Source organism: Vibrio sp. 2130-1, assembly GCF_033339515.1.
The window spans coordinates 181306-206744 of record NZ_JAWOUT010000001.1 but is presented as its reverse complement, the minus strand read 5'-3'; the positions used below and the strand labels follow the sequence as shown (position 1 = coordinate 206744).

At 44.5% G+C, this 25439-nt stretch carries 22 protein-coding genes, 1 tRNA gene and 1 riboswitch; of the genes, 8 read left to right on the top strand and 15 right to left on the bottom strand.

The window, feature by feature from the left end; all coding sequences use genetic code 11:
• Positions 1-7: 7 nt before the first annotated feature.
• On the bottom strand, positions 8-460 hold the full coding sequence (gene yfbV / locus R7Q09_RS01035) for a terminus macrodomain insulation protein YfbV (protein WP_005380809.1): 453 nt from the start codon (positions 458-460) through the stop codon (positions 8-10).
• Between the two features lie 346 nt (positions 461-806).
• Between yfbV and R7Q09_RS01030 the strand changes: the two genes are divergently transcribed.
• The 3 genes from R7Q09_RS01030 (at position 807) to R7Q09_RS01020 (ending at position 5049) form a co-directional block, all read left to right on the top strand.
• Positions 807-2003, top strand: a complete 1197-nt coding sequence (locus R7Q09_RS01030; RefSeq protein ID WP_005380807.1) for an acetate kinase — start codon at positions 807-809, stop codon at positions 2001-2003.
• A gap of 136 nt (positions 2004-2139) precedes the next feature.
• Positions 2140-4284 carry a phosphate acetyltransferase gene (gene pta, locus R7Q09_RS01025; RefSeq protein WP_005380805.1) on the top strand — a complete coding sequence of 715 codons (2145 nt, stop codon included), beginning with the start codon at positions 2140-2142 and terminating at the stop codon, positions 4282-4284.
• Positions 4285-4626: 342 nt separating this feature from the next.
• Positions 4627-5049 (top strand): hypothetical protein, encoded by a 423-nt coding sequence (locus R7Q09_RS01020; RefSeq protein WP_005380804.1) that lies wholly within the window; start codon positions 4627-4629, stop codon positions 5047-5049.
• A 114-nt stretch (positions 5050-5163) separates the two neighbouring features.
• On the opposite strand, the gene R7Q09_RS01015 is transcribed toward R7Q09_RS01020, so the two are convergent.
• From R7Q09_RS01015 to moaA, 11 genes are all read right to left on the bottom strand, one after another.
• Positions 5164-6111, bottom strand: coding sequence for a glutathione S-transferase family protein (locus R7Q09_RS01015; protein WP_318070812.1), 948 nt, complete (start codon positions 6109-6111; stop codon positions 5164-5166).
• 167 nt (positions 6112-6278) lie between these two features.
• A complete protein-coding gene (gene oppF, locus R7Q09_RS01010) occupies positions 6279-7292 on the bottom strand; it encodes a murein tripeptide/oligopeptide ABC transporter ATP binding protein OppF (RefSeq protein WP_005387265.1) in 1014 nt (337 codons plus the stop codon).
• The gene (locus R7Q09_RS01005) at positions 7271-8242 is read right to left on the bottom strand and encodes an ABC transporter ATP-binding protein (protein ID WP_005380792.1); all 972 of its coding nucleotides are present in this window, start codon (positions 8240-8242) and stop codon (positions 7271-7273) included. Before R7Q09_RS01005 ends, oppF begins: the two co-directional genes overlap by 22 nt.
• A 27-nt stretch (positions 8243-8269) precedes the next feature.
• The gene (oppC, locus tag R7Q09_RS01000; RefSeq protein WP_017633861.1) at positions 8270-9172 is read right to left on the bottom strand and encodes an oligopeptide ABC transporter permease OppC; all 903 of its coding nucleotides are present in this window, start codon (positions 9170-9172) and stop codon (positions 8270-8272) included.
• Between the two features lie 15 nt (positions 9173-9187).
• Entirely contained in the window at positions 9188-10108 is a 921-nt protein-coding gene (gene oppB / locus R7Q09_RS00995) for an oligopeptide ABC transporter permease OppB (RefSeq protein ID WP_005380786.1), read from the bottom strand.
• A gap of 128 nt (positions 10109-10236) precedes the next feature.
• A complete protein-coding gene (locus R7Q09_RS00990) occupies positions 10237-11913 on the bottom strand; it encodes an ABC transporter substrate-binding protein (RefSeq protein ID WP_017633862.1) in 1677 nt (558 codons plus the stop codon).
• A 531-nt stretch (positions 11914-12444) separates the two neighbouring features.
• Positions 12445-12900: a molybdopterin synthase catalytic subunit MoaE gene (moaE, locus tag R7Q09_RS00985; RefSeq protein WP_318070811.1), complete on the bottom strand. Its 456-nt coding sequence runs from the start codon at positions 12898-12900 to the stop codon at positions 12445-12447.
• 1 nt (position 12901) lies between these two features.
• Positions 12902-13159, bottom strand: a complete 258-nt coding sequence (moaD, locus tag R7Q09_RS00980) for a molybdopterin synthase sulfur carrier subunit (RefSeq protein ID WP_005388938.1) — start codon at positions 13157-13159, stop codon at positions 12902-12904.
• A complete protein-coding gene (moaC, locus tag R7Q09_RS00975) occupies positions 13156-13635 on the bottom strand; it encodes a cyclic pyranopterin monophosphate synthase MoaC (RefSeq protein ID WP_005388936.1) in 480 nt (159 codons plus the stop codon). Before moaC ends, moaD begins: the two co-directional genes overlap by 4 nt.
• Positions 13636-13661: 26 nt before the next feature.
• Positions 13662-14174 (bottom strand): molybdenum cofactor biosynthesis protein B, encoded by a 513-nt coding sequence (gene moaB, locus R7Q09_RS00970; protein ID WP_005388935.1) that lies wholly within the window; start codon positions 14172-14174, stop codon positions 13662-13664.
• A gap of 101 nt (positions 14175-14275) precedes the next feature.
• Positions 14276-15265, bottom strand: a complete 990-nt coding sequence (gene moaA / locus R7Q09_RS00965) for a GTP 3',8-cyclase MoaA (RefSeq protein WP_017636052.1) — start codon at positions 15263-15265, stop codon at positions 14276-14278.
• A riboswitch (molybdenum cofactor riboswitch) is annotated at positions 15254-15388 on the bottom strand. It overlaps the preceding gene by 12 nt.
• Before the next feature lie 175 nt (positions 15389-15563).
• Between moaA and R7Q09_RS00960 the strand changes: the two genes are divergently transcribed.
• Complete coding sequence (locus tag R7Q09_RS00960) at positions 15564-16460, top strand: YvcK family protein (RefSeq protein ID WP_318070809.1); 897 nt, start codon at positions 15564-15566, stop codon at positions 16458-16460.
• A 137-nt stretch (positions 16461-16597) separates the two neighbouring features.
• Here the strand turns inward: R7Q09_RS00960 and luxU are convergent, their stop codons facing one another.
• The 3 genes from luxU to uvrB all read right to left on the bottom strand — a co-directional run bounded on the left by luxU (position 16598) and on the right by uvrB (position 20667).
• Positions 16598-16942, bottom strand: a complete 345-nt coding sequence (gene luxU, locus R7Q09_RS00955; protein WP_017636054.1) for a quorum-sensing phosphorelay protein LuxU — start codon at positions 16940-16942, stop codon at positions 16598-16600.
• Positions 16939-18345, bottom strand: coding sequence for a quorum-sensing sigma-54 dependent transcriptional regulator LuxO (gene luxO, locus R7Q09_RS00950; protein ID WP_318070808.1), 1407 nt, complete (start codon positions 18343-18345; stop codon positions 16939-16941). The genes luxU and luxO overlap by 4 nt, the downstream gene beginning before the upstream one ends.
• 291 nt (positions 18346-18636) lie before the next feature.
• Complete coding sequence (gene uvrB / locus R7Q09_RS00945; RefSeq protein ID WP_017636056.1) at positions 18637-20667, bottom strand: excinuclease ABC subunit UvrB; 2031 nt, start codon at positions 20665-20667, stop codon at positions 18637-18639.
• Between the two features lie 559 nt (positions 20668-21226).
• Between uvrB and R7Q09_RS00940 the strand changes: the two genes are divergently transcribed.
• From R7Q09_RS00940 to rsxB, 4 genes are all read left to right on the top strand, one after another.
• Positions 21227-21302 (top strand) — tRNA-Asn (locus R7Q09_RS00940).
• 351 nt (positions 21303-21653) lie between these two features.
• A complete protein-coding gene (gene pflB, locus R7Q09_RS00935; protein WP_318070807.1) occupies positions 21654-23951 on the top strand; it encodes a formate C-acetyltransferase in 2298 nt (765 codons plus the stop codon).
• A gap of 305 nt (positions 23952-24256) precedes the next feature.
• Positions 24257-24835: an electron transport complex subunit RsxA gene (rsxA, locus tag R7Q09_RS00930; protein ID WP_005380762.1), complete on the top strand. Its 579-nt coding sequence runs from the start codon at positions 24257-24259 to the stop codon at positions 24833-24835.
• 3 nt (positions 24836-24838) lie between these two features.
• Complete coding sequence (gene rsxB, locus R7Q09_RS00925; RefSeq protein ID WP_005380760.1) at positions 24839-25435, top strand: electron transport complex subunit RsxB; 597 nt, start codon at positions 24839-24841, stop codon at positions 25433-25435.
• Positions 25436-25439: the final 4 nt, after the last annotated feature.

The following is a 25439-nucleotide window of genomic DNA, read 5'->3' as shown; positions in this document are numbered from 1 at the left end:
ATTTAAATTAGAACCAACGCTCTAATGACGATTTATCGAGCTGGCGAAACGCTCGGTTCAATATTATCGCAAGCTCTTTGTAACGAGGGCGAGCTTTTACAGGCTCTAATGCAAAACCTGTTTCCACAATTTTTTGATGCAACTCCCGATACCAAGAGGCCAAAGAAGGCGGCAATTTCGTGTTGGATCGAGCACCAAGCCACCAAATGCCTTGAAGTGGCAAACTAATCGCAAACAAAGCGACAACAATGGATTGAGGTAACGCGTGGTAATTGTTGAATGCCATTTGAGTGAGTACGCTGATCGCAGCAACGGCTGGCATGACTTTAATGCCAAAGCGAGTCGCCTTAATGATACGCTGTTCCGGAAATATGGCGCTTAGCTCTTTACGAACCGGCCAGATCTCCATGTAATTCTGGCCATCTTTCAGGCTATGGATCAATCCGACTTTATTACTCATACCGCTCTCTCACTAAAAAATAGTTGAACATTTCAACTGAAGGTACAAAAAATTGATGAAAGTTAATATTCTTTCAAATTTTTTTTGTTATCATTGCTTATTATCGCTATCCTTTGCAGACCCTCAATCTCATTGTTGCTGTTATTTACAATTTAAGCAACTCCGAGATATCTATCTGCACGGATCGCATCATAGTGATGGAAGGGTTCATCACTATTTCTTTATATGGAATTAGAACAATTTTTGACCAGGATTAGTACGCAGCCTTCTGGGTATCGGCTATTCTTGTGATTAATTTTTCATTCTTTAACTGATTTTTTATCAGACGAATAACAGGTAGTCATACATGTCTAAGCTAGTTTTAGTTTTAAACTGCGGTAGTTCTTCTCTTAAATTTGCCGTTGTTGATGCCGAGAACGGCGACGAGCACTTGTCAGGTCTTGCTGAGTGTCTTCACCTTCCTGAAGCTCGCATCAAGTGGAAACTTGATGGCAAGCACGAAGCTCAACTAGGCAATGGTGCAGCTCACGAAGAAGCACTAGCTTTTATGGTAGAAACTATTCTTGCTTCTAAGCCAGAGCTTAAAGCTAACCTAGGCGCAATCGGTCACCGTATCGTTCACGGCGGCGAGCAGTTCACTCAATCTGCACTAATTACTGATGAAGTTCTAAAAGGTATTCAAGACGCTGCAACATTTGCACCTCTTCATAACCCTGCTCACATCATCGGTATCGAAGCGGCTAAGAAAAACTTCCCAGAGCTGAAAAACGTTGCTGTATTTGACACTGCGTTCCACCAAACTATGCCTGAAGAGTCTTACCTATACGCTCTTCCATACAACCTATACAAAGAACACGGTATCCGTCGTTACGGCATGCACGGTACTTCTCACTTGTTCATCACTCGTGAAGTTGCAGGCCTACTAAACAAACCAGTTGAAGAAGTAAACATCATCAACTGTCACCTAGGTAACGGCGCATCTGTATGTGCGATCAAGAACGGTCAATCTGTAGACACTTCTATGGGTCTTACTCCACTTGAAGGTCTGGTAATGGGTACTCGCTGTGGCGACATCGACCCTGCTATCGTCTTCCACCTACACGACGCTCTAGGTTACTCTGTTGATCAAATCAACACGATGCTAACTAAAGAGTCTGGTCTTCAAGGTCTAACTGAAGTGACTTCTGACTGTCGTTTCGTTGAAGACAACTACGGTCAAAAAGAAGAAGCAACACGCGCAATGGACGTGTTCTGCCACCGTCTAGCTAAATACGTTGCTGGCTACACTGCTTCAATGGAAGGCCGTCTAGACGCAATCACTTTCACTGGCGGTATCGGCGAGAACTCTGGCCCTATCCGTGAAATGGTTCTAAACCGTCTTGGCATCTTCGGTATCGAAGTAGATAGCGAAGCTAACCTTAAAGCTCGCTTCGGCGGCGAAGGCGTTATCACGACTGAAAACAGCCGTATCCCTGCAATGGTTATCTCTACTAACGAAGAGCTAGTCATCGCTGAAGACACTGCTCGCCTGACAGGTCTTTAATTGAATTCCTGGCTAGCCACTCGGCTAGCCAGATTTTCATTCAAACGAATTTCTTAGGGGCTCAACTCCTATTCTTCGAGCTTCATGGAATAAGAGTTGAGCTTTTATCCCCCAAATAGCTAAAGGTACTCTACGAATGTCTCGTACTATTATGCTTATCCCTACTAGCGCAGGCGTTGGCCTAACAAGCGTTAGCATGGGTGTTCTTCGCGCTATGGAGCGTAAAGGCGTTAAAGTTTCTTTCTACAAGCCAATCTGTCAGCCACGTTCAGGTGGTGATCAGCCAGATCTGACTTCAACTATCGTTGGTCGTAACAGCGATATGAAGATCGGTGAACCAATGGCGATGTCTGTTGCTGAAAGCCTAATCGGTAACGACAACATGGACGAGCTGCTAGAAACCGTTGTTGAACGTTACAACCAAATCAACAAAGACGCAGACGTTACGCTAATCGAAGGTCTTGTACCTACTCGTAAGCACCCATTTGCAAACCAAGTAAACGCGGAAATCGCGGCAACACTTGGTGCAGAAATCGTGCTAGTTGCGACTCCAGGTACTGATAACCCTGCGCAACTGAAAGAGCGTATCGAAGTAGCATGTTCTAACTTCGGCGGCACTAAAAACAAAAACATCTCAGGTGTTATCATCAACAAGCTAAACGCTCCTGTTGACGAAGCTGGCCGTACTCGCCCTGACCTATCTGAAATCTTTGACGATGCAGACAGCGCGAAACAAAACGAATTGAAAGTGATGGAAATTTTTAACACTTCTCCAATTCGTGTACTAGGTTGTGTGCCATGGAGCATTGATCTGATTGCGACTCGTGCAATCGACATGGCTAAGCACCTGAAAGCAGATATCATCAACGAAGGTGACATCAACACTCGTCGCATCAAGAGCATCACTTTCTGTGCACGTTCTCTGCCAAACATGATTGAGCACTTCAAACCGGGCTCTCTACTTGTTACTTCAGCAGACCGTCCTGATGTTATCGTTGCTGCTTCTCTTGCTGCAATGAACGGTGTGGATATTGGTGCAGTACTGCTAACTGGCGGTTACGATATCCCTAGCGAAATCGAAGGCCTATGTAAACCAGCATTCGACACTGGTCTACCTATCTTCAAAGCACAAGGTAACACTTGGCAAACGTCTCTAAACCTACAGAGCTTCAGCATCGAAGTACCTGCAGACGATAAAGAGCGTATCGAGTTCATCAACGAACACGTTGCTGGCCACATCGACGGTAACTGGATCGAGTCTATGACTGAAGGCACTCAGAAGTCTCGTCGTCTAAGCCCACCAGCGTTCCGTTACCAGCTAACTGAACTTGCTCGTAAAGCAGGTAAGCGTATCGTTCTTCCAGAAGGTGACGAACCACGCACAGTTAAAGCAGCGGCAATCTGTGCTGAACGCGGCATTGCAGACTGTGTACTTCTAGGTAACCCAGATGAAATCCGTCGCGTAGCGGCTCAACAAGGCGTTGAGCTAGGTACTGGTGTAACCATCATTGATGCAGATGCTGTTCGTGAAAACTACGTTGCTCGCCTAGTTGAGTTGCGCGGTGCTAAAGGCATGACTGAAGTTGTGGCTCGTGAGAAGCTACAAGATTCAGTATTCCTAGGCACAATGATGCTTGAGAACGACGAAGTTGACGGCCTAGTTTCTGGTGCTGTTCACACTACGGCGAACACTATCGTTCCTCCGTTCCAAATCATCAAGACGGCACCAAATGCGTCTATCGTATCTTCAGTATTCTTCATGCTTCTGCCTGATCAAGTACTGGTTTACGGTGACTGTGCAATCAACCCTGATCCAACTGCTGAACAGCTTGCTGAAATCGCTATCCAATCTGCTGACTCTGCAGCAGCATTCGGTATCGAACCACGCGTTGCAATGATCTCTTACTCTACAGGTGAATCTGGTAAGGGTGCAGACGTTGATAAAGTACGTGAAGCAACAAAACTGGCTCAAGAGAAACGTCCTGATCTTATCATTGACGGCCCTCTACAGTACGACGCTGCTATTATGGAAAACGTTGCTGCTTCTAAAGCACCAAACTCTCCAGTTGCAGGTAAAGCGACAGTATTTGTATTCCCAGACCTAAACACGGGTAACACAACTTACAAAGCGGTACAACGTTCAGCTGACCTAGTATCTATCGGTCCAATGCTGCAAGGTATGCGTAAGCCTGTAAACGACTTGTCTCGTGGCGCGCTAGTAGACGACATCGTGTACACCATCGCTCTAACAGCTATCCAAGCAGACCAAGAAGCTAAATAATCGCTTCTGACATCTAGTTGGATATAGATACAAAGCCCTCGATTCGTCGAGGGCTTTTTCTATTGCTGGCCAGAACACTTATTTGTTTTTTATACCAATTACTGCACAACCTATAATTACTGGTGCACAAAGCTTTTCTCCCTATCGCCCCCCATACCTAATCGACATTGCTCGTGCTTGTTCTTACACCGATTGACCCACTCCCCAAAATGCATTGGCTCCAAAGCAGCACGGTCCCTGTTCAATTTATCGACATTATTTACGTTTTAGCTAAACTTTTTTGCTAGGAAATACGTAAAAGCTACTGCAATGCACAAACTCATTGACTGCTAAGGAATATATATGAAGGATTTCATCAATACATCACTGATAAAGTTTGGTTTAGCTGCGTTTCTGATTAGTTTTTCTTCATTCAGCTTTTCCGCCCCGAGTATTAAAGGCGTCGATCAAGATATGTCCGGAGGAACGGTGACCGCTGAAATGGCTCATGCTGATGACAATGGGTGGATGGTTGTCCACCGAACAGACGAATCAATGAAGCCTGGTCCTGTTATCGGCTACGCTCCGTTAAAAATGGGAAAGAATGAAAACGTAAATGCAATTTTGATGGAACCAGTAGAATCAGGCGATATGCTGATGTTAATGGTCCACGGAGAGAAAGGTGGCATGAAGACTGGTGTGTTTGAGTATACGCTCGGCGCTAAAGAGGACGGTCCTGTAAAAGTGGACGGAAAGCTAGTGATGGACATCGTACGCGCTAAGTAAGGTGGCGATGAATGAAAAAGTAAACTTCCTACTCCCGGTATTTAGATGACACAAAAGTACTTAACGGCATTGCTAACCGTTAAGTACTTTTTCATTTGCGATGGAAGCAGCAAACTAGCCAATCCTTTCTCTTCCATGAGGAGTATTTAGGTCTAAATCAGGCCCTTTTGGTACAACTTGCGTCGGATTAATCCCAGTGTGGCTGAAGTAGTAGTGGCGTTTAATGTGATAGAAATCCGTCGTTTCTTCGACGCCTTCGACTTGATATAACTCTTTTAAGTAGCCTTGTATATTTTCGTAGTCTGCGATGCGCTGCTTGTTACACTTGAAATGCCCCACATACACCGCATCAAAACGAATAAGAGTCGTAAACAAACGCCAATCAGCCTCAGTAATTGTGTTCCCTGCTAAGTAACGATGCGTCGCTAAGTGAGCATCGATTTTATCTAACGCATTAAACAAAGAATCAAACGCTTCTTCATACGCCTCTTGTGTAGTCGCGAAGCCACAACGATACACTCCGTTGTTGACATTTGGATAAACAAAATCGTTCCAATCATCAATAACGTGTTTTAGATGATCTGGATAGTAGTCGTCGTGATTCCCTGTTAACGCATTGAATTCCGAATTGAACATGCGAATGATCTCTGACGACTCGTTTGACACAATAGTATTGGTCTTTTTATCCCAAAGTACAGGCACGGTTACGCGGCCCGTGTAATCGGGTTTGGCCTGCGTGTAAATTTGATACATGCGCGTGTGACCAAACAATGGCTCAGGAAGCCCCATTTGCCAACCTTGGCTGAGCATATCAGGGCAAACGACCGTGACATCAATATGTGGTTCTAAACCTTTCAGCTTGCGGAAAATGAGGGTTCGATGTGCCCACGGACAAGCAAGAGAGACATACAAATGGTATCGACCGGACTCTGGTGTAAATTCCGCATCAGGGTCGTTTTTAACCCAGTTACGGAATCCGGCATCTTCGCGCACAAATTTGCCACCATTTGATTTTGTGTCATACCAGACATCTTGCCAAACACCTTCAACCAACTTACCCATGATTGCTCTCCTCTCGTTCTGTTTGTGTCTATATTAGCGTTTCCTATCAAACAGAGAATCATCGAACTTAGGACATCATGTTCAAGAAATTCGAATGTATAAATCAGACACATAAAAAAAGCGCGACCCGATGAAGGTGTCGCGCTTAAGCCCGTCACAGGCTGAATTTATACACTAACGTGTAAACAAGATACCGCGTGAACGTCATTACCTAAAATGGTTGGCTTCGTCTTCGCACACTCTTCGGTTGCTTGTGGGCAACGAGTGCGGAATACACAACCCGACGGTGGGTTGATAGGTGAAGGAAGATCACCCTCTAGCATTTGGATTTTCTTATTGCGCTCAATATCCGGGTCCGGGATCGGAACCGCAGACATCAGCGCACGCGTATATGGGTGCTTAGGATCAGCAAACAGAGCCTCGGCCTCGCCAAGTTCCACGGCATTACCTAAATACATAACTAAAACGCGATCTGAAATGTGTTTAACGACAGACAAGTCATGCGCAATGAATACCAGAGAAAGCCCTAACTCTTTTTGAATCTCTTTAAGCAGGTTAACCACCTGAGCTTGAATAGATACATCAAGCGCCGATACTGGCTCGTCACAAATGATCATCTTAGGCTTAAGGATAAGCGCACGCGCTATCCCGATACGCTGACACTGACCACCCGAGAACTCGTGTGGGTAACGGTTAATCACGTTAGGTAATAGGCCAACTTTCGCCATCATCTCTTTAACGCGATCTTTCACTTCCTGCTTAGACAGTTCTGGATAGAATGTCTCAAGAGGTTCAGCAATGATATCACCAACAGTCATACGCGGATTCAGCGATGCCAATGGGTCTTGGAAAATCATCTGAATTTCTTTACGCGTCTCACGGCGCTGAACGCTTTTCATTTTAGTAAGGTCTTGACCCAACCAAACTACTTGGCCGTCAGTAGCTTCAACCAGACCAATGATGGCACGAGCAAACGTCGATTTACCACAACCTGATTCACCTACTACACCAAGCGTTTCCCCTTCGTATAGTCGAACGTTCACGCCATCTACCGCTTTCAGGCTCGAAGGCTTTGACCACGGCCATGCCGACTTTGAGGCAATGCTGAAGTGAACTTTCAGCTCAGAAATGTCCAGAATTAGTTTTTTGTCTACTGCGTTCATTTGTTCCAAGCCTCCCATTCAGAAAAACATGCACGCTGACGACCATCACCAAATGGTGTCAGAATTGGCGCCTCGCGCTTACAACGATCCATCACACGGTGACAGCGCTCTTGATAAGGGCAGCCCGGCGGTAGACGAAGCAAGTTTGGTGGATTACCAGGAATGGTCGGCAGAATTTCACCCTCAGTATCGAGGCGAGGAATCGCCTTCAGCAGCCCCTCCGCATAAGGATGGCTTGGATTGTAGAAAATTTCGTTTACGTTGCCGTACTCCATAGTACGGCCTGCATACATCACCAGCACCTTGTCACACGAACCTGCAACCACACCAAGGTCGTGCGTGATCATGATGATCGCTGTGTTGAACTCAGATTTCAGCTCATTCAACAAGTCCATGATCTGTGCTTGTACCGTCACATCAAGTGCTGTTGTTGGCTCATCGGCAATAAGCAGTTTAGGACGACATAACAACGCCATCGCGATCATTACACGCTGACGCATACCGCCTGAAAACTCATGCGGGTACATCGTGATACGCTTACGCGCTTCAGGGATTTTTACCGCTTCCAGCATGCGTACTGATTCTTCAAATGCTTCCGCTTTGCCCATGCCTTTGTGCAGCATAAGCACTTCCATCAACTGATCACTCACTTTCATGTAAGGGTTCAGTGATGTCATTGGGTCTTGGAAGATCATTGCGATCTGTTCCGCACGCACTTTGTTCAGTTCTTTTTCCGGTAAGTTTAGGATTTCTTTGCCTTCAAACTTTGCGCTACCAGAAATAATACCGTTCTTAGCCAAAAGGCCCATGATTGCGAATACGGTTTGAGATTTACCTGATCCCGACTCTCCAACGATACCTAAGGTTTCGCCTTGGTTGAGAGAGAAGTTCAAATCGTTTACTGCGGTTACGATACCATCTTGCGTGGTGAATTCGACGCGCAGATCTTTGACATCTAATAAGCTCATCATTGCTTCCTTAATCTTATCTTTTAATTATCTGTCTTTTGGATCCAGCGCATCGCGCAGGCCGTCACCAACGTAGTTGAAGCAGAATAGCGTCACAACCATGAACACTGCTGGGAATGCCAGCTGCCAGATTGCTACTTCCATCGTCTGTGCACCTTCTTGTAGAAGAGCGCCCCAACTTGTCATTGGTTCCTGAACACCAAGACCAAGGAATGATAGGAATGATTCCGTTAGAATCATACTTGGGATAAGCAGCGTAGAGTATACCGCTACAATACCCAGTACGTTCGGTACGATATGACGAGTAATGATTTTCCAGTTGCTTACACCACACACATGTGCTGCTTCGATAAACTCCTTGCTACGTAGACTAAGAGTCTGACCACGTACGATACGCGCCATATCTAGCCATGCGATAGCACCAATCGCAACGAAGATCAGCATGATGTTACGACCGAAGAATGTTACCAGTACAATCACCAGGAACATAAACGGTACCGCGTATAAAATTTCTAGAATACGCATCATTACGCGGTCAACTTTACCGCCGATGAAACCAGATGCTGCGCCGTAGAGCGTACCAATCAGTACCGCTACAAATGCACCCATAACACCTACCATCAACGAAATACGACCTCCAATTAGCGTACGCACGTATAAATCACGGCCTAAGCTGTCAGTACCAAACCAATGGTCAGCATTCGGTGCAACGTGCATCGCGTACCAGTCAGTATCATCAAATGTGTACGGTGCGATCATTGGCAGGATAATAACCGCCAACGTCATTAGAACAAGAAGGAATAAGCTCACCATCGCCGCTTTGTTGCGCATGAAACGGATACGAGCATCTTGCCAAAGACTGCGACCTTCAATCTCCAAGTTTTCGGAGAATTTCTCAATCGCTTCTAGGTTTTCTTTTTTCGTTAACATAACCAAACGTCCCTGTTAGTAGCGAATTTTCGGGTCAATCATTGCAAGTAAAATATCTACAATCGCGTTGAATAGAATAAATAGGAAACCAATCAGAATGGTTACCCCCATTACTAGCGAGTAGTCACGGTTAAACGCAGCGTTAACGAATAGTTTACCAATACCAGGCAGACCAAAAATGGTTTCGATAACAACGGAACCGGTGATGATACCTACGAAAGCTGGACCCATGTAAGAAACAACAGGGAGAAGTGCCGGCTTCAGAGCATGTTTGATAATGATGTAACGGTAACTTAGACCTTTAGCACGTGCCGTACGAATAAAGTTACTGTTTAAGGTTTCGATCATCGAACCACGCGTAATACGAGCAAAAGTAGCAACATACAGTAGCGACATACCAATAACAGGAAGCACTAAATACTGCCAGCTACCATCTTGCCAACCGCCCGCAGGGAAGATATTCCAGTGAAGCGAGAATATGTAGATAAGCGCAGGCGCTAATACAAAGGATGGCATTACCACACCAAGCATCGCAGTCGACATAATGGTGTAATCAATCCAAGTATTTTGCTTGAGCGCAGCAATGGTACCGACGGTAACCCCCATTATCAAAGTAAAGATAAAGGCGATGAAGCCCACTTTAGCCGAAACTGGTAAGGCAACCGCGATCAGCTCGTTTACTGAGTAATCAAGGTATTTAAATGACGGTCCGAAATCACCTTGGATAACATTGGTCAAATACGTGGTGTATTGTTCAAATACAGGTTTATCCAAGCCATATTTAGCTTCGATATTTGCCATTACTTCGGGTGGCAATGGACGCTCTGTCGAGAAAGGGTTTCCCGGTGCAAAGCGCATAAGAAAGAAAGATACGGTGATCAAAACCAACATTGTTGGGATCGCCTCAAATATCCTTTTTGCGATGAATTTAAGCATAAACTCACTCTTTCAGTCTGTGACAGTTAAATTAAAGAAGTCGTCCAATTCTTTTGGACTAAAGATAGGCGCTACATGCAATTTCTCACATGTAGGGCCTCATTTTTATAGTTCTATCGAGTTACGAATTACTCTGTGATGTAGAGATCTTTAGAGTAAATCTTGTCTTCCGCGTTATTTACTGGGAAGCCACCAACTTTCGGTGATAGTAGACGTGATTTCACGTACTGGTAGATAGGTGCGATTGGCATATCTTTTGCCATCAACTTCTCTGCTTCTAGGTAAAGCGCTTGGCGCTCTTCGTCAGAAGTTGAAGCAAATGCTTTGTTCATGATCGCATCGTACTCTTTGCTGTCGTAGTGAATACCACCAGTAGTGTTATTACTCATCATCAGCGTTAGGAAAGATGAAGCTTCGTTGTAGTCGCCACACCAACCTGCACGAGCAACCTCAAAGTTGCCAGAATCTTTGGTAGATAGGTAAGTTTTCCACTCTTGGTTTTCTAGCGTAACGTCAAGACCAAGTGTCTTCTTCCACATTGAACCCAGTGCAACCGCAAGTTTCTTGTGGTTCTCTGATGTATTGTATAGAAGGTTAAATTCAAGAGGGTTGTCTGCGCCGTAACCCGCTTCTTCCAATAGACGCGCAGCTTCTGCGTTACGCTCTTCTTGCGTCATTTTGCCGTATGCAGGGATTTCTGGGTTGAAACCTGCCGTAATTTCAGGTGTTAGGAAGTAAGCTGGCTTTTGACCTTGACCTAAAATCGCATCAGTCACAATGTTACGGTCAATCGCATAAGAAATCGCTTTACGCACACGAACATCATCAAACGGCTTTTTCTTCGTATTGAAGATGTAGTAGTAAGTACATAAGTTACCGGTTACAGACACTTCTTGTGGGTGCTCTTTCTTCAGACGCTTGAAGTGCTCTGTAGGCAGCTCGTTCGTGAAGTCGATTTCACCCGCTAGGAAGCGGTTCATTTCCGCTACTTGGTTCTCGATTGGTAAGAAAGTCACTTGATCAAGCGTCGTGTTTTCGTTGTCCCAGTACTGTTCGTTACGTTTTAGAACCAAACGCTCATTTACAACCCAGTTGTCAACAACATAAGCACCGTTACCTACAAAGTTCTCTGGCTTCGTCCATTGATCGCCGAACTTTTCAACAGTTGCTTGATGAACAGGTTTCACTGTCGTGTGGCCCATCATCATTACAAAATATGGTACTGCAGTATCTAACTCAACCACTAACGTGTGGTCGTCAACCGCTTTAACACCTAACTCGCTCTTATCTTTTTTACCCGCAACAATGTCTTTTGCGTTCTTCATCTTGGTGTATTCCATGTACCAAGCATATGGAGAGGCGGTTGCTGGATCGACTGCACGTTGGAAGCTGTAAACGAAATCACCTGCAGTGACAGGATCACCGTTTGACCATTTTGCGTCTTCACGTAAGTGGAAAGTGTATGTTTTGTTGTCTTCAGTTTCCCAAGATTCTGCAACACCAGGGATAGTGTTACCGTCCGCATCTTGGTTTACAAGGCCTTCAAGAAGATCGCGAATCACGTGGGATTCTGGAACACCTTGAGATTTATGAGGGTCTATTGTCGCAACTTCTGTACCGTTACCACGCACCAATTCTTGAACAGCAGCAAGTTTTGGCTCTTTAGAATCAGATTTAGCTTCAGGGGCTGGAGCCGGAGCAGGCTCAGCAGCTTGTTTCTCCGCAGGCTTTTCACCACAACCAGCTAGAGCGAGAGAAAGACCAGCACCAATAAATAAAGCGCGCGTGATTTTATTCTTATACATGCGTAAAACTCCAAATTTTTTCGTTAGCATCCATGACTTCTTTGTAAGGGCCTGGAACGGTCAGAGTTTTAGATTTTTTTAGTGCACTTTCTGAGCACAAAAGTCTAAAACCTTACAAAGACTGCGGCACACATTAGCAATCATTGAAGTAATTTGCCATAAAAATGTAGCAAAAAAACCAATAATGCTGACTAAACCACACATATCTAGCAGTAAACTCTAACCCCAAAGCATTCACCAGCCAAATAAAGACCAGAAGCGACATTTAACAGGCGAAACTTTCGATTAATCTGAGTTTAAACCATTTACTAGCATCTTATGCTAGATATTTACACATCATTTAACATTTATGACAAATCAAGTCTAACAAATAATTGTTTATATATTGGGCAAAAAACTTTTATTGTGAAGAATATCACCAGACAAAAGATAGGAAATATTGAAACAAAGTGAGCAATACAATGAAGATAAATACAAAAAAAGCTAAGTACCATTAGCACTTAGCTTTTTTCACTAGAATGCGGGTTAGTTCTATTTTTCCCAACGCTGTGCAGCTTGATGATCGGTGTCGCGCGACTCAACCCAACGATCTTCATTCGTCGTACGCTCTTTTTTCCAAAATGGAGCTTGGGTTTTCAGATAATCCATGATGAACTCGCACGCATCAAATGCCGCGCCGCGGTGCGCACTGGAAACGCCCACAAATACAATTTGATCACCGCTATCCATGTCTCCGACGCGATGAATCACGCGTACACCTAATAGTGGCCAGCGAGACTCAGCTTGCTCGCAAATGTCGCTCAAGCTCTTCTCTGTCATCCCCGGATAGTGCTCTAGATGTAAACCAATGACATTATCCCCAAGGTTCATATCTCGAACTTTACCAACGAATGTAACGACAGCGCCGGCAGCCGTCCCTTCAGATAGACGTTGATATTCTTGCTCAACCGAAAAGTCTTCAATTTGTACAGATACACGAGAATCCATCTTAACCCCCAGTTACCGGCGGGAAAAACGCAACTTCGTCACCTGCTTTTACTTGTGTATCCAAAGGGACGATGGATTGGTTCACTGCAGCAAGTAGCTTTCCTGGCTCGAGCGCTAAATCCCACTTGCCATCTTTCTTAGTGCCTTCTTCCACTAGATGTGCACGAATTGATTCAACCGTTTCAAACGGCCCGTCTAACTCGACACTGTCGATGCCAATCAGCTCGCGAGTTTGAGCAAAGAAAAGTACTTTAATCATGATTCCACCTTAAAGTGACCAGATTTACCACCCGTTTTCTCTAGTAGACGAACTTGACCAATGACCATGTCTTTTTGTACTGCTTTACACATATCGTAAATCGTTAGAGCAGCAACGGAAGCTGCCGTGAGCGCTTCCATTTCCACACCAGTTTTACCCGCAAGTTTACATACTGATTCGATGCGAACTTTGTTTTCTGTTTCGATAGCTTCCAGTTGAACTTCAACTTTAGAGAGTAGTAGCGGATGACAAAGTGGAATCAAATCCCAGGTTTTCTTCGCAGCTTGAATACCAGCAATACGAGCCGTCGCAAATACATCACCTTTATGGTGCTGGCCAGAGACAATCAGTTGAAGTGTTTCTGGGGCCATGTGAACAAATGCTTCAGCACGAGCTTCACGAACCGTCTCCGTTTTTGCTGACACGTCAACCATGTTTGCTTCGCCAGAAGCATTGATATGTGTAAATTGGGTCATTGTTTTTCCTTCGCTTTTAGGAAAGGTTATACAGATAGGTGTGGCATGAAGTTACAAGGGCGATGACTTGCATCCAACTGCTGTTTAATAATTTTTGTCCAGCCTGTGCGGCACGCACCAGTTGAACCTGGCATTGCGAAGATCACGGTGTGGTTAGCAAAACCAGCAATCGCACGAGACTGAATCGTAGACGTACCGATCTCTTCGTACGACACCATACGGAACAACTCACCAAAACCTTCAACTTCTTTATCAAATAGAGGCTTAAGTGCTTCTGGCGTGCTATCACGTGAGGTGAAACCTGTACCGCCAGTAATCATGATCGCTTGTACGCTTTCATCAGCAATCCATTGAGAAACAATCGCGCGGATCTTGTACATGTCATCAATAACAATTTGCTTGTCTACTACGTTGTGACCCGCTTCTTGAGCATGTTCAGCAAGGTAACGACCAGAGGTATCGTTTTCTTCAGTACGAGTGTCAGATACCGTTAGAACGGCAATATTTGCAGGTTGGAATTTGCTTTCAGCGTGACCCATTTGTTCACCTATTCTCTTAATTAGCTTTGATACGCTTGGTATCGATTCGGAAAAAGTTAGAGCCAGCTTATCAGTGAACTCGCTCTAAAAATTGAATGAAGTTAGCCGCCGATAGACGCGAGGTGTGGCGTCATACCAGTATTGCCATCATGCAAGAAATGGCTTACCGACTTGGTTTGTAACTGCGCCTGGATACGTTCAATAAGCTCACTCTCTTGCTCATCACGTTCCAAAAGATCACGCAATTCTACACCGTGGTCTCCAAACAGACATAGGTGCAGCTTACCCATCGCCGAAACGCGCAGTCGGTTGCAGCTTTCACAAAAGTCTTTTTCATAAGGCATGATAAGACCTATTTCACCCTTGTAATCAGGATGAACAAATACTTGCGCAGGACCATCATTATGCGAGCGCACTTTCAGCAACCAACCATTTGCAATTAGCTGGTTACGAATTGCCACTCCGGATACATGGTGCTTATTAAATAGCTCATCCATCTCACCCGTTTGCATCAACTCAATGAAACGCAGTTGGATTGGACGATCTTTTATCCAGTTAAGAAACGCTGGCAGCTCGTGATGGTTCAGATCTTTCATCAACACCACATTAACTTTTACTTGCTCATAACCGACCTCGAACGCACGTTCGATACCATTCATGACTTCAGTAAACTTATTTTCACCTGTGATTTGATGAAACATACGCGGGTCAAGGCTATCCACACTGACATTAATGTGGGTTAAACCGGCTTCACGCCAATCTGCGACTTGTTTTGCCATGCGATAGCCATTGGTTGTCGTTGCAACTTTTTGAATGCCAGGCGTCGCCGCTACTGAATGGATAATGTCGGTAAAATCTTTGCGTAAGCTAGGCTCACCACCAGTGATGCGCACTTTTGACGTGCCACAATCAGCGAATGCTTTTACGACCCGTTTGATTTCAGGGAGAGATAAAAAAGACGAGTTTTTATTGCCCGAAGGCTTATAGCCATCAGGAAGGCAATAGGTACATTTGAAATTACATACGTCGGTCACAGACAGACGCAAGTAATAAAACTTACGATGAAATTTGTCTTCGAATTGTTGCGCCACGGAACACCTTTCCAAACACGGGAGGCATGGCCATTTCCAATCATGCCCTTGTGACAGTATGCCACTGGCTCAAAACGCTTATCCAAGGACTTAGCAATAGTGAGCTCGGAGTTATGGCAACCAGAGATATGAAATCTCTGATAGCTTTGCGGTGTAAAATACTTAATATTTGTAATGGAATCCAGACTTGAGTGATAAAAAACTCTCTAGAGACACAATTTACCGCTAAGTGAGTACCTTTAAGACACTCCTTAAGATAAATTGTAGCCGTTTTTTATTAGATTATTAGAAGAACATAATGAATATCTACACAGATAAAAAAGTGGTCGCTGTTGGCGGTGGTCATGGCTTAGGTCGAATGCTGGCCGCATTACGAGATTTTGGCAGCAATGCAACTGGGATTGTTGCCACGACTGACAATGGTGGTTCAACAGGAAGAATTCGTCACTGCCAAGGAGGAATCGCTTGGGGAGACACACGTAACTGTATTAATCAGCTCATTACAGAGCCTTCGATCAGTTCTATGATGTTTGAATATCGCTTCAAAGGCACTGGCGAACTTGATGGTCATAATCTTGGTAATTTGATGCTTACTGCACTCGATAACTTATCGGTCAGGCCTTTAGATGCCATTAATCTGATTCGCAATATGTTAAAAGTCGACGTTAACATCCTTCCTATGTCCGAACACCCTTCGGATCTTTCCGCGTTATCCGTAGATGGGAAGTGGGTTACGGGAGAAACAAATGTCGACGAAATGAAAGCAGACTTGCGACGTTTGGATCTTTCACCAGAAGTGCCTGCTACCAAAGAAGCCATCACAGCTTTGGCGGAAGCGGACGCGATTATTCTTGGCCCTGGCAGTTTTTTAACTAGTATCATGCCTCCTTTATTGCTGCCTGAACTCGGCAAAGCGATTGCAGCAAACACAAGAGCAAAAGTCATTTTTGTTGCTAACCTGAGTCCAGAATACGGCCCAGCGGGACGAATGACGATGGCTCAAAAATTAGAATGGTGTGAACGTGCCTGTCAAGGAAGAAAAATAGACGTGGTTCTAGCAGAGAAAACCGAGCAAGACGTCTTAAGTCAATGGAATGTAGTGACGGAGTCACTCGCCTCCTCTAACCGAGACTGGCGTCACGATAGAAACAAGCTCAAACTAGCGATTGAAAATCAGCTACAACTTTCTATTTAAGAGCACGTTACCTGGCTAGCGCCCTCTTTTAAGGTGTTTATTGATAATGAAAACCCTTCTGTCATCGAAGGGTTTTAGTTCAGGCATCCAGTAAAAACAGATGTTTACTAAGAAAAAATGGTTAATAGAAAAAATAGCTACTGTCGCCAAGAGCGATAAGCATCTCGAGTTTCGTGCAAAAGATCGAACATAGCCTCTAACTCCTCAGACTCCGCAGTCAACTCACCGGCTTTCGCTTTTTTGTCTATGGACATAGCCAGTTCACAAAGGCGATCTGCCCCAAAGCTCGCAGCACTACTTTTCAACGCGTGGCTGATTTCTTTTGAGTAAGCTAATCGCTCTGCCCCCTGCAGTTGGGATAAGTTCTCGATATAGGTATCCATTTCTCCTAGGAAGATATCGAACAGTACAGGTACGTTGTCACTGCCAATTTCCATCGACAGTTCATCTATTTTTTGCTGATTTAATACATTTACACTCATACTTTTTGCCGCTCTTCCTTGCCGTTCCATGCCTGTAACTTGCGGTAAATCGTCGACGGACTGACATCAAGATATCCCGCCGCTCGAGGAATATTGCCATCACATGCTTCAATCGCTTGCTCGATTGCCATTTTTTCCGTCATCCATAATGGCATAATCTCAGATGCGGTCATCGCTTTCGGCTCAATTAATTTAGCCACAGACGACGGACGGTCAAGCGGTTGATTCAACGGTGGCGGTAACATGTCCAACGTAATCTCTTTACCGTTGTTTAGAACAACGATATTGCGTAGCACGTTTTGTAACTGACGAACGTTACCCGGCCACTCAAAGCTGTTGAATCGCTCGATGACATCAGGCGCAAAACGTATGAAACTTTTTCCTTCTTCGTGTGACATGTAACCTAGCAGTGAGTATGCAATTTCAATAACATCTTCGCCTCGTTCGCGTAAAGGCGGTAAATGCAAAGGAATGACATACAAACGATAGTACAAATCTTCACGGAATCGACCTTCTTGTACCTCTTTCCAGGGATCACGGTTAGTGGCACAAACAAAGCGCACATCCACGCTCTTCATTTTTGAGGAACCCACTTTTTGGAATGTGCCCGTTTGAATAAATCGTAGCAACTTGGTTTGTAAATCCAAGTCCATCTCACAAAGCTCATCTAGAAAAAGTGTGCCGCCATCCGCTAACTCAGCTGCCCCTTGACGATCATTCGCAGCGCCAGTAAAGGCCCCTTTTACGTGACCAAACAGTTCACTCTCAATCAAATCTTTTGGAATTGCAGCACAGTTAATTGCAATAAAAGGTTTGTCACCACGTTTACTTGCTGCGTGAATAGCCTCGGCACATACCTCTTTACCAGTACCACTTTCACCTGTGATAAAAATACTCGCTTTACTGCTCGCCGCTGAATCTATCGTACGGTAAACCTGCTGCATGGTTTGGCTACTGCCGATAAACCCCTGATAGCTCTGATTACCTGGATTATCGGCTTCATTTTTTAGCTTGGTCGCTTTACGAATTGCATTGTTAACCGTGACACGTAAACGGTCTGCTTCACACGGTTTAATTAGAAAGTCTTGTGAGCCATGACGCATGGCCTCGACAGCGGTATCGATAGAACCGTGAGCGGTCATAAAAATTATAGGTACGTCGGGATGACTCTTTTTAACGGCATGTAAAACGTCCATCCCCGTCATATCTGGCAGACGGAGATCGAGTAAAATAAGATCTGGAATTCGATGATTTAGGCTCTCAATGGCATCCCTACCTGTGCCGACAATATTGATATCTATGCCAAGCGGTGTCAGGTATGAGCGGTACAGAGCCGCAACAGATGCGGTGTCCTCGACCATTAAAAGGTAACGAGACTTTGGGCCTTCGGGTTTTTGTTGCATAACCTAGCTATTATTTTGTTGTGTTTTAAACAATAATCGCATTACGCTTTGCATTTTGCAAATAACATTAGCTAAATTATGGGCAAAGGAAAAAATTCAAAAATAATATCAATTATTTAAAAAGTGGCACAAACCATGCTGTAACGATAGTGACCCCTCGGGTCACCTAGCCAACTGACGTTGTTAGTGAACGATATGTTCACAAAACAAGCCAATAGACCCGACTGCCTATTGGCTTCTTTTTTTTACAAGCGACCTAAAATGCTTGGATAGCTAAATCGGTAAGTTTGTTCAACTATTTGCGATGAACTGCGCTCGTAGTTTTTCAATCTCGTCACGCTTTTGTGCCGCTAACTCAAATTCTAAATCTTGCGCATGCTGATACATAGCTGCCTCCAGTCGACTGATTTCTTTTTCTAGCTGCTGAGGGGACAGTGCCTCGTAAGTTTGCGAAGGCTCCGCCACTTTCGATAATGGTACCTGTTTAGTGTTACGCTGGCGTTTAGACTTAGTGATATCGCCAAGTTCCATGATGTCTTTGATATTTCGTTTGAGCGCTTGTGGCGAAATACCCATTTCTTCGTTGTACGCTTCCTGCTTCTCGCGACGACGGTTAGTTTCATCCATCGCCTTTTTCATTGAGTTGGTGATTCGGTCAGCGTATAAAATCGCCTTACCTTCGATGTTTCGTGCAGCACGACCAATGGTCTGAATGAGTGAGCGTTCAGACCGCAAGAAGCCCTCTTTATCCGCATCCAAAATTGCAACTAACGAGACCTCTGGCATATCCAGGCCCTCTCTCAATAAGTTGATTCCCACCAGCACGTCAAATTCTCCAAGGCGAAGGTCACGGATAATTTCCACACGCTCAACAGTATCAATGTCTGAGTGTAAATAACGTACCTTAACATCATGTTCGTGAAGGTATTCGGTGAGATCTTCAGCCATTCGTTTGGTCAGTGTTGTAACCAGAACTCGCTCATCTTTAGCAGCGCGAATACGGATCTCAGATAATAGGTCGTCGACTTGGGTCGCTACTGGGCGAACTTCCAACTCAGGGTCAAGCAAGCCTGTAGGACGAACGACTTGATCCGCTACATCACCCGCCGATTTTTCTAGTTCGTAATTTCCAGGAGTAGCAGAGACGAAAATCGTTTGTGGCGCTAGTGCTTCAAACTCCTCAAACTTCAGTGGACGATTATCCAAAGCTGAAGGTAACCGGAAACCAAACTCCACCAGCGTTTCTTTACGCGAACGGTCGCCTTTATACATGGCACCTATCTGCGGTACTGTCACGTGAGATTCATCGATGATCAACAAGCCATCATGAGGTAAGTAGTCAAACAGGGTTGGTGGCGGCTCACCTTCCGAGCGTCCACTGAGATAACGAGAATAGTTTTCGATACCGGAGCAAAAGCCCAACTCATTCATCATTTCGATATCGAATTGAGTGCGCTGGCTAATTCGCTGCTCTTCCAGTAGCTTGTTGTTATCTAGAAGCTGCTTTTTGCGCACTTCTAGTTCGACTTTAATATTTTCAATCGCTTCAAGAATGCGATCTCTTGGCGTCACATAGTGCGTCTTGGGATAGATGGTATAGCGCGGCAAGTCTCGTTGTTTCACCACGCCTGTCAATGGGTCGAACACACTGATGCAATCCACCTCATCGTCAAACATCTCAACGCGCACAGCGTCTTGGTCTGATTCAGCAGGGAATATATCAATCACCTCGCCACGGACACGGAACTGCCCTCGCTCAAAAGCAACATCATTGCGTGAGTATTGGAGCTCCGCTAGGCGACGAAGCATATCACGCTGATCAATCACATCTCCACGTCGCAAATGAAGCATCATTTGTAGATACGATTCAGGATCACCCAAGCCATAGATAGCCGATACCGATGCAACAATAATGGCATCTTTACGTTCTAGTAGTGCTTTTGTAGCAGACAAACGCATTTGTTCTATATGCGCGTTAACTGAAGCGTCCTTTTCAATGAAAGTATCTGTTGTGGGAACGTATGCTTCAGGTTGGTAGTAATCGTAGTAAGAAACAAAATACTCAACCGCATTATTAGGAAAGAATGACTTCATCTCACCATATAACTGAGCAGCAAGCGTTTTGTTTGGCGCAAGTAATATTGCAGGTCGTTGGGCTTGAGCAATCACATTCGCTAGTGTGAAGGTTTTACCTGAGCCTGTGACCCCCAACAATGTTTGATGTGCTAGCCCAGCATCGAGCCCCTCAAGCAACTGATTGATCGCTCCTGGTTGATCGCCCGACGGCTGATAATCGGAGACCAATTCATAGACTTTACTCATACCCTTCCTCAATTTTACTGCGCTTTGGCTGTATATATATACACCTTAGCTAATGAAATCTACGTCTATCGAGAATTTAACCATCATTGTTAATAAATTTTCTTGTTTGTCTAGAATGCTATAGCCATACAAAAGTGACTCTGATATAGTACTTCGCCCTAGTTGAAGAGCTACACACATTCTTCACATTATAGTTTCCACAACTTTTCCCCAAAAATTAGCTTAAAACTTTCTTATCCCCAAAAGATTGATTTTTATCCACTTTGAATACCTTTTGATTAACATCGATAAATCTCTGTTTTATTTGCTTATTTTACGCATAACTCCGACTAAAAATTCATTAAATAAAAACTTAGTTGCATATCAACTTTCTTTACCCAGATCTCATCAACATACTTATCCACAAATTTAGTGGATAACTAACCTCGAGCCTTTACTGGCAAGCCATACAGAAAAGTAAAGCCCTTCACTCAATATTTTTTGCTAAAAATGTATTTTTTTACTGTTGACAGTAGTTTGAGTGCTCGGTAAGATTCGTCCCGCTTTCAAGCAAAGCAATTCCTCCTTAGCTCAGTTGGTAGAGCGACGGACTGTTAATCCGCAGGTCGCTGGTTCGAGCCCAGCAGGAGGAGCCAGATTATAGAAAAGCCGTGTCGCAAGACACGGCTTTTTTTGTATCTTAATCGCCAGGAAATCTAAGCCAATCTAGGCGCCATAAAATCACACCGAAATAAGTTCAAATTACAGAACTCATAACATTGTCATAGATAGTGTTCTCACAGCACCACACATTTAATTCTGTCTCTTTTCTAGCAAAAAACAATCATAACCAATTGAATCTATTATTAATGCAATTTAATCATTGAAAAAATGAAAAGCATTCATTTTACTCATACCAAATAAATCCATACGATTAAAAGGGTTAAGAATGGTTCCGTCCTACTCGTCGCCTCCATTCTAATTATCAATAACTTAGGGATTTACTTATGACTATTCCGACAACTGACATGCTAGATGCATGGGCTGGATTTACTGCTGGTGAATGGCAAAACTCTGTCAACACTCGTGACTTCATCCAAAAAAACTATACACCCTATGAGGGAGACGAGTCTTTCTTAGCCGAGGTTAGCAAATCCACTTCAGCATTATGGAACCAAGTGCTTGAAGGCATAAAACAAGAAAGCCGCACACACGCCCCTATTGATTTTGACACAGACTTGCCCTCAACAATCACTTCCCACGATGCAGGCTACATCAACAAAGATCTGGAAAAGATCGTTGGCTTACAAACTGATCAACCGCTAAAACGTGCAATCATCGCCAATGGCGGGATTCGCATGGTCAAAAACTCGTGCGAAGTTTATGGCCGCGAATTGGATCCAACGGTTGAAAAGATCTTCACTGAATACCGTAAAACTCACAACAAAGCGTGTTTCGACCTTTACACCAAAGAAATTCTAGCCTGTCGTAAATCAGGCATCATCACGGGTCTTCCTGATGCCTATGGCCGTGGTCGTATCATTGGTGACTATCGCCGTCTCGCCCTATACGGTATCGACTTCTTAAAAGCAGACAAAAAAGAACAATACAACTCAACACAAACGTTCTTAGAACAAGGCAACGATCTTGAGAAAACACTTCGTCTTCGCGAAGAAATAGCTGATCAAGTTCAAGCGCTTGAAGACATTCATCAAATGGGTCTGAAATACGGCATTGATATGTCGCTACCTGCAAAAACAGCACAAGAAGCGATCCAATTTACCTACTTTGGCTACCTAGCGGCGGTTAAATCGCAAAACGGCGCAGCAATGTCACTGGGCCGTACTTCGACTTTCCTAGACGTCTATCTAGAACGCGATATCGCAAACGGTTTGATTGATGAATCACAAGCGCAAGAAATGATTGACCACTTCATCATGAAGCTACGCATGGTTCGCTTCCTACGCACACCAGAATACGATTCATTGTTCTCTGGCGACCCAATCTGGGCAACCGAAGCCATGGCTGGTATGGGCGTTGATGGCCGTACGCTAGTATCTAAAACGACATTCCGGTACTTACATACACTACATACTATGGGCCCTGCTCCTGAGCCAAATATGACGATTCTTTGGTCAGAGCAATTACCTGAAGCGTTCAAGCAATACGCTGCAAAAGTGTCGATTGATACCTCTTCGGTTCAATACGAAAACGACGATCTAATGCGTCCTGATTTCAACAATGACGACTACGCGATTGCCTGTTGTGTGAGCCCGCAAATTGTTGGTCAGCACATGCAATTCTTTGGTGCACGTGCCAACCTTGCAAAAGCGCTGCTTTACACCATCAATGGTGGTATCGATGAAAAATCGAAAGCGCAAGTGGGTCCGGTAGTGGACAAAGTTCAAGATGAAATTCTCGACTTTGACGCTTTGATGCCTCGTTTCGACAATATGTTGGAGTGGCTAGCAACGCAATACGTCACAGCGTTGAACATCATCCATTACTCACATGACCGTTACAGCTACGAAGCATCACTGATGGCATTGATGGATCGCGACGTGCACCGCACCATGGCGTGTGGTATTGCAGGTCTGTCTGTTGTCGCTGACTCTTTGGCGGCAATTAAATACGCGACCGTGAAACCTGTTCGTGATGAAGATGGCATCGCCGTTGATTTTGAAATCGAAGGTGATTATCCAAAATTTGGTAACAATGATGCCCGTGTTGATGACATCGCTTGTGATCTGGTTGAGCGCTTCATGAAGAAAATTCAGAAGATGCACACCTACCGCGAAGCAGTGCCAACTCAATCGATCCTAACGATCACATCTAACGTGGTTTACGGCAAAAAAACGGGTAATACACCAGATGGCCGTCGCGCAGGTATGCCTTTTGGCCCGGGTGCAAACCCAATGCACGGTCGTGATGAAAAAGGGGCGGTTGCGTCTTTGGCATCGGTATCTAAACTGCCGTTTGCTTACGCGAAAGATGGTATTTCTTACACCTTCTCAATTGTGCCTAACGCACTGGGTAAAGATGAATTAAGTCAGAAGAAGAACCTAGCTGCGCTAATGGATGGTTACTTCCATCACGAAGCAAGCAACGAGGGCATTGCGATTGAAGGTGGTCAACACCTTAACGTCAACGTTCTAGACCGAGAGATGTTATTGGATGCGGTTGAACATCCAGAGAAATACCCTCAGTTGACGATTCGAGTGTCTGGTTATGCGGTACGTTTTAACTCTCTAACGACAGAGCAACAGCAAGACGTCATCACTCGTACTTTCACAAGTAAGATATAAACATAGTCCATCAAGCACTCAGAAGATTTAAATAATTAGCTTGTAAATATGCATTACCCGCTTCTCTTTTCTACCTGGGAGAGGCGGGCTTTTTTTAAAATCACACATTAGATGAAAATTAATAGGTAGTATCCTCTCGCTAACAATACATTCAGCAAACGTTTCAATTTCTTATTGATTCATCAAAATAGATCAAATAGACGACTATTTTTCCATCGTGTATGTAAAACCACATCGTTCACTGGTTGTTATTGGTGTCACAAAACACGATAATATCAAGATCGGATTTTAAGAACGTAATAACTATGACCGAATATGTTTTGTTGTTGGTCGGCACTGTGCTGGTGAACAACTTTGTACTGGTGAAGTTTTTGGGCCTATGTCCTTTCATGGGTGTGTCCAAAAAACTGGAAACAGCAATAGGTATGGGCTTAGCGACAACTTTTGTGCTAACGCTCGCGTCAGTGTGTGCGTATTTAGTGGAAAGCTACATCCTTCGTCCACTAGGTATTGAGTACCTTCGAACCATGAGTTTTATTTTGGTGATAGCCGTTGTGGTGCAGTTCACCGAAATGGTTGTGCACAAAACCAGCCCGACGCTTTATCGCTTGCTTGGCATTTTCTTACCGCTGATCACAACAAACTGCGCAGTATTGGGCGTGGCACTTCTTAACATTAATGAAAACCATAACTTTATTGAATCGATCATCTACGGCTTCGGCGCCGCTGTTGGTTTCTCATTGGTGTTGATACTTTTTGCATCCATGCGAGAGCGCATAGCCGCCGCCGACGTTCCTGTACCTTTTAAAGGTGCATCAATAGCAATGATTACAGCAGGTTTAATGTCACTCGCCTTTATGGGCTTTACAGGTTTGGTGAAGTAAGCGATGAGTACGATTTTAATTGCGATTATCGCGTTAGCGGTTCTGGCTGCGATTTTCGGCGCGATACTTGGTTTTGCTTCTATTCGCTTTAAAGTTGAAGCGGACCCTATTGTGGATCAAATCGACGCCATTTTACCGCAAACTCAATGCGGTCAATGTGGCTACCCTGGTTGCCGCCCTTATGCTGAAGCAATTGCAAATGGCGACCACATCAACAAATGTCCACCTGGTGGTCAGGCAACAATCGAAAAGCTCGCCGACTTAATGGGTGTTGAGCCAGAAGAATCTGCGCACGATCTCGACAGCAAAATTCCAACTGTTGCGTTTATTCATGAAGACATGTGTATTGGCTGCACTAAGTGTATTCAGGCGTGTCCGGTGGATGCAATTGTAGGCGGAACAAAGGCGGTCCATACCGTAATCAAAGATGAATGTACGGGCTGTGACTTGTGTGTTGCCCCATGTCCGACTGATTGTATTGAAATGATTCCTGTGGCAACGACCACAGAAAGCTGGAAGTGGCAACTTCACTCCATTCCGGTACTTAACATTACGGATGCTGCCGACAATGCAGCGAACGTGAAAGATTCAATTAAGTAAGGTT